The organism is Novosphingobium sp. 11B, assembly GCF_054589055.1.
The window spans coordinates 30,551-36,018 of record NZ_BAAILP010000209.1 but is presented as its reverse complement, the minus strand read 5'-3'; the positions used below and the strand labels follow the sequence as shown (position 1 = coordinate 36,018).

The 5,468-nt window shown below is 66.2% G+C and carries 3 protein-coding genes; 1 reads left to right on the top strand and 2 read right to left on the bottom strand.

What is annotated here, in order from left to right; all coding sequences use genetic code 11:
• Nucleotides 1-107: 107 nt before the first annotated feature.
• Both ACYPYD_RS19270 and ACYPYD_RS19265 read right to left on the bottom strand, forming a co-directional pair.
• Nucleotides 108-1,481, bottom strand: coding sequence for a class II 3-deoxy-7-phosphoheptulonate synthase (locus ACYPYD_RS19270; RefSeq protein ID WP_036523741.1), 1,374 nt, complete (start codon nt 1,479-1,481; stop codon nt 108-110).
• Between the two features lie 284 nt (nt 1,482-1,765).
• Nucleotides 1,766-4,717 (bottom strand): M16 family metallopeptidase, encoded by a 2,952-nt coding sequence (locus ACYPYD_RS19265; RefSeq protein ID WP_069708059.1) that lies wholly within the window; start codon nt 4,715-4,717, stop codon nt 1,766-1,768.
• Nucleotides 4,718-4,846: 129 nt separating this feature from the next.
• Between ACYPYD_RS19265 and ACYPYD_RS19260 the strand changes: the two genes are divergently transcribed.
• Nucleotides 4,847-5,422, top strand: coding sequence for a NifU family protein (locus ACYPYD_RS19260; protein WP_036523735.1), 576 nt, complete (start codon nt 4,847-4,849; stop codon nt 5,420-5,422).
• Nucleotides 5,423-5,468 lie beyond the last annotated feature (46 nt).

The following is a 5,468-nucleotide window of genomic DNA, read 5'->3' as shown; positions in this document are numbered from 1 at the left end:
CGCTCGCAATGACGAAGTTTGGGCTTCGGTGTGGGCCATAACTGCCCGCACACCGAAGCCATTTCACGGGGTGCAGGGGTGGTAAACCCCTGCCTTCCCCTTCAACTTCAAGCCGCCTGCTTCTGCCCCTGAGTAGCCTCAAGGTTCAGCAGGTCCGCCATCTCGAACGCCAGTTCGATCGACTGCGCACCGTTCAGACGCGGATCGCAGTGCGTGTGGTAGCGGTCCTTCAGCGCCTCGTCGGTGATGGCGATGGCGCCGCCGGTGCACTCGGTCACGTCCTGCCCGGTCATCTCGATATGGATTCCGCCTGCATGCGTGCCTTCCGCGCGGTGGACCGCGAAGAAGCCGCGCACTTCGGCGAGGATGCGGTCGAACGGACGGGTCTTGAAGCCGCTGTCCGACTTGATGACGTTGCCGTGCATCGGGTCGCACGACCACACCACCGGATGACCTTCGCGCTTCACGGCGCGCACCAGCTTGGGCAGGCCGGCTTCGACCTTGTCGTGGCCGTAGCGGCTGATGAGCGTCATGCGTCCCGGCTCGCGGCCCGGGTTCAGCGTGTCGAGCATCCGCAGCAGCGCGTCCGGCTCAAGCGACGGACCGCACTTCATGCCGATCGGGTTACCGACGCCGCGCAGGTATTCGACGTGGGCCGAGCCCTCGAAGCGGGTGCGGTCGCCGATCCACAGCATGTGCGCCGAGCAGTCGTACCAGTCGCCCGTCAGCGAATCGCGGCGGGTCAGCGCCTGCTCGTAAGGTAGCAGCAGCGCTTCGTGGCTGGTGTAGAAGTCGGTGCCCTGAAGCTGCGGAACCGAGCTGGGTTCGACACCGCAAGCCGCCATGAAGTCGAGCGCTTCGCCGATGCGATCGGCCATCTGCGAGAACTTCTCGCCCCAGGGGCTGCGGCCGATGTGGTCGAGCGTCCACTGGTGGACCTGGCGCAAGTTGGCATAGCCGCCGTGCGCGAAGGCGCGCAGCAGGTTCAGCGTCGAGGACGACTGACCATAGGCGCGCAGCATGCGCTCGGGATCGTTGCGGCGCGCCTCGGCGTTGCCTTCGATGCCGTTGATGATGTCGCCGAAGTAGCTGGGCATCTCGACGCCGCCGACCATCTCGGTCGGGGCCGAGCGCGGCTTGGCGAACTGGCCGGCCATGCGGCCCAGCTTCACCACCGGCTGCTTGCTGGCGAAGGTCAGCACCACCGCCATCTGCAGCAGCACGCGGAAGCTGTCGCGGATGTTGTCGGCGCTGAATTCGGCAAAGCTCTCGGCGCAGTCACCGCCCTGGAGCAGGAAACCGCGACCGGCGGCGACTTCGGCAAGGTCAGCCTTCAGAGCACGGGCTTCACCGGCAAAGACGAGCGGCGGAAACTTCGCAAGCGTGGCCTCGACCTCGCTGAGTTTCGCCTGATCGCCATAAACCGGGAGGTGGCGCGCCTCTTGCGTCTTCCAGCTCTCCGGTGTCCAGTTGGTAGCCACTGTATCGTACTCCTCTGGCCCGTCACCTGATTGTGTGGGCTTTTCCAAGCGCTGCAGGTCCTCCCGGGCAGCGCAAGCAAGGCGCGGCCTTTAGCGCTTGTCGGCAATTTTTGCAAAGCCGGGTTTGGCGATCATGGTGATCGGTTGCGTGATGGGTATGAGAAAGGCCCACCCCGCTGTGACTAGGCGATAAATCGCCAAGTCTCGCGGCCCTCCCGCAAGCGGGAGGGCGATACGTTCTGCTCCCCTCCCGCAAGCTGGAGGGGCTGGGGGTGGGCTTCTACTTACTTCCCCGCCACGCCGCCTTCCTTGCCCTCGGGCATGACCTCAAGCCGCCACGAATGGTCGCGGCCAAGGTAGCGCGCCGCCAGCGCCTGCATCGCCTGCGGGGTGGTCACCGTATAGTCGCTCAGCACCGAGCGGACGGTGCCGATGCGGGTGGGATCGGTCGTCGCGCCTTCGAGCTGGCTCATGAAGAACGAGGTACTCGACGCCGCACGGGTCACCTGCTGGCGCAGCGGCTCAGTGACGAGCGCCAGTTCGTCCGCCGTGGGAGGGTTGGCGATGAGGTCCTGCGCGATCTCGTCGGCGGTCTGGAAGAACACCGGCACCGACTTGGGATCGACCTGCGCCACCGCCGTGATTGAGCCGCCTGCGGCAAGGTCCACCGGCCACTGCGAGTAGACGTAAGGCGCATAGGACACGCCCAGCTTCTCACGCACCGCGTTCATCAGGCGGTTGGTGAACAGCTGCGTGAGGATTTCCAGCTGGCGCGATTCGCGGATGCCCATGACACCGCCGCCGGTCGGCCACGAAACCACTGCCGCCGCCTGATCCGGGTCGCCGTGGTGGATCAGCTCGATCGGCTTGTCCGACGGCTGCGGCACGTCGATCTTCGCCTGCACCGCGCTGACCGGCGCGGGCTGGCGCGACTTGAGCGCGCCGAAGGTCTTCTCCAGTGCGGCGATGGCGGCGGCCTTGTCGAAGTCGCCGAAGATCTGGACTTCGACGGGGCCTTCCTTGAGCGCCTTGCTCCAGACGCGCTTGAAGCCGTCCGCCGTCGTCGCCTCGATCTGGTCGGGCGTGGGGGTGGCGAAGCGCTTGTCCTGACCGCGCTGGTAGAACTGCAGGTCGCGGTTCAACACGCCCTGCGGCGAGGTGTTGAACGTGGCGTACTGGATCGCCGCCGCCGCCTTGGCGCGGGTGAAGGGCGCGACGTCCCACTTGGGCAGGTCCAGCTTGGCCGCGAACAGGTAGAGCTGATCGGCAAGGTCGGACGGGCGCGTCTCTGCGGAGAGCTGGAACGAGGCGTCCTGCACCTCGAAGTCGAAGCCCATCTTGCGCCCGGTGGAAATGCGATCGAGATCGTCCTGCCCCAGCGTGGCGAGGCCCGAGCCGACGAGCGCGTAATTGCCCAGCGTGATGTAGGCCGCATCCTTCGGGTCGATCGAGCGGTAACCGCCGCCGAAGCGCGCCTTGACCATGACGCGGCCCGGCTCCTCGACCACCGGCCACAGCATCGCCTTCACGCCGTTGGCAAAAGTCAGTTCCTCGATTTCGAGGAGGCCGGTCGGCACGTCGCTGACGGCCTTCTTGGCCGCACCGATCGCGGGCAGCTTTTCGAACGAGATCGGCTTGAGTGCCGCGCGCACGCTGGCGTCGGCCTTGACCGGCTCGGAGAGCGCGAGTTGCAGCGCCTTGTCGGTGGCGGCGCCGTCCTTCTGCACGGTGAACAGGGCGCGGGTGACGTTGCCGGTGAACAGCTTGCGAGTGTGCTCCAGTACTGCCTGCGGGGTGAACAACGGCTTCGACTTGCGGAAGATGTCCAGCACGTCCTGCGGCGCGGCCACCGTCTCGCGGATGTCGAGCGCGTTGACGAGGTCGTCGGCGATCTTGCTGCCGGGCAGGATGCGCTGCTGCTCGACCGGGACCTGGAAAGCGACTTCCATCTCGGCCGCCTCGCGGTCGATCTCCGCCTGCGTCGGCGCGCGGGTGAGTGCATCGGCGATCACCGCGCGCACGTCGCGAAGGCTGGCCTGCCAGTCATCACCCAGCGGCGTCACCGACACGAAGGTTGCGTCCGCCGAGCGCGCGACATCGTCCTGATTGACCGAGGCAGACAGGAAGCTGCCCCCTGCCCGCGCCTTGGATTCAAGGCGGCGATTGATGATCGCCTGAGCCAGCGCATCGGTCATCAGGCCCTGGTTGTAGGGAATGTTGTCGATCACCTGCCGCCACGGGCGCAGCACCGCGTACATCAGCGAGGGCGGCAGGTCGGGTTCGACCAGCACGCGGGTCTCGCCGACCGGGTTCTTCGGATCGGCGCCCGCAGGTGCCTCGGGATCGCCGAAGCTGGGGGCCACAGCCTTGGGACCGGGCACCTTCCAGTCGGTGAACCACTTCTTGACGTAGCTTTCCAGCATCGCAGGATCGACGTCACCGGCGACGATCACCGCCACGTTGTCCGGGCGATACCAGCGCGAATAGAACGCCCGCACACTTTGCGGCGTCGCCGAAGTCAGCGATTCGAGCGTGCCGATCGGCTCCCGGTTGGCCAGCGGCTGCCCGGCATAGAGCACCTTCTGCATCGCGTCGGACACACGCTTGGAGGCACCGCCCCGCTCGCGCATTTCGGACAGCACGATCGGCAGGTCCTGCTTGAGGTTCGAGGCCGAGAGCGTCGGCGCGGTGACCATGCCGCTCATCAGCTTGAACGTCTCGTCCAGCGAAGTCGGCGTGGCATTGGGCAGGTCGAGCTTGAACACGGTCTGCGTAGTGGAAGTCACCGCATTGGTATCGCTGCCGAAAGTCGCCCCGAGGCGCTGGAACGCGGCGATCGCGGTGCCCTCGGGGATGTACTTCGACTGGCGGAACAGCATGTGCTCCAGCAAATGCGCATAGCCGCGCTCGCCATCGGTCTCGTAGAGCGAACCGGCATCGACGCGGATGCGGATCGAGACCTGGCCCGGCGGCACCCCGTTCTTGCGCACCGCATACTTGATGCCATTGGGCAGTTCGCCGAAGTGCCATTCCGGATCATGCGGAATGTCGCTGCCGCGATAGAGCCACGGATCGGCCTGGCCGACCGAGGGGGCCACGATCGGCGCAGTATCGGGCACCGACTGAGGCTGCGCGGTTTGCGCCTGCGCCTCCGGCACCAACAGGAGCGGAATCGGAGCCTGGGCAAGGAGAAGCAGGCAGGCGAGCGAGCGAGCGGCGCGCGGGGAGGTCGTCATTACGCAAGGTATAGGGAGGCCTCTCCTTAAGGGCCAGTGAATAGCGCCGTCATTTCGGCGCTCGTTTCGCCGCTTTCATGGCCCTTGTACCCTTGACCCTCCCGACACTTCACCTAAATCGCAATCACCATGTTCATAGAAACCGAAGCAACGCCCAATCCCTCGACGCTCAAGTTCCTGCCCGGCCGGCAGGTCATGACTTCGGGCACGCGCGAATTCCTTTCGCCCGAGGATGCGGAAACCTCGCCGCTGGCACAGGCGCTGTTCGACCTCGGTGACGTGGTCAGCGTGTTCTTCGGCGGCAGCTTCATCGCGGTTACGGCGGCGCCCGGCGTCGAGTGGCCCTCGCTGCGCCCGCAGGTGGTCGCGATCCTGCTCGACCATTTCGTTTCGGAAGCCCCTCTGTTCACCGGCGGCGACGCCAGCGGTTTCTCGGTGCCGGCCGAGGACGAGGATTATGGCGACGACCCGGCCGACGCCGACATCGTCGCCCAGATCAAGGACCTGATCGAAAGCCGCGTGCGCCCGGCCGTCGCCAACGATGGCGGCGACATCATTTACCGCGGTTTCCGCGAAGGCGTCGTCTACCTCTCGATGCAGGGCGCCTGCTCGGGCTGTCCGTCCTCATCGGCGACGCTCAAGCATGGCATCGAAAGCCTGCTCAAGCATTACGTCCCCGAAGTCAGCGAAGTCCGCGCGGCCTGAACGGCGCGATGACGACGCGGCGCGGGATATTCGCGTGACGGCCGCC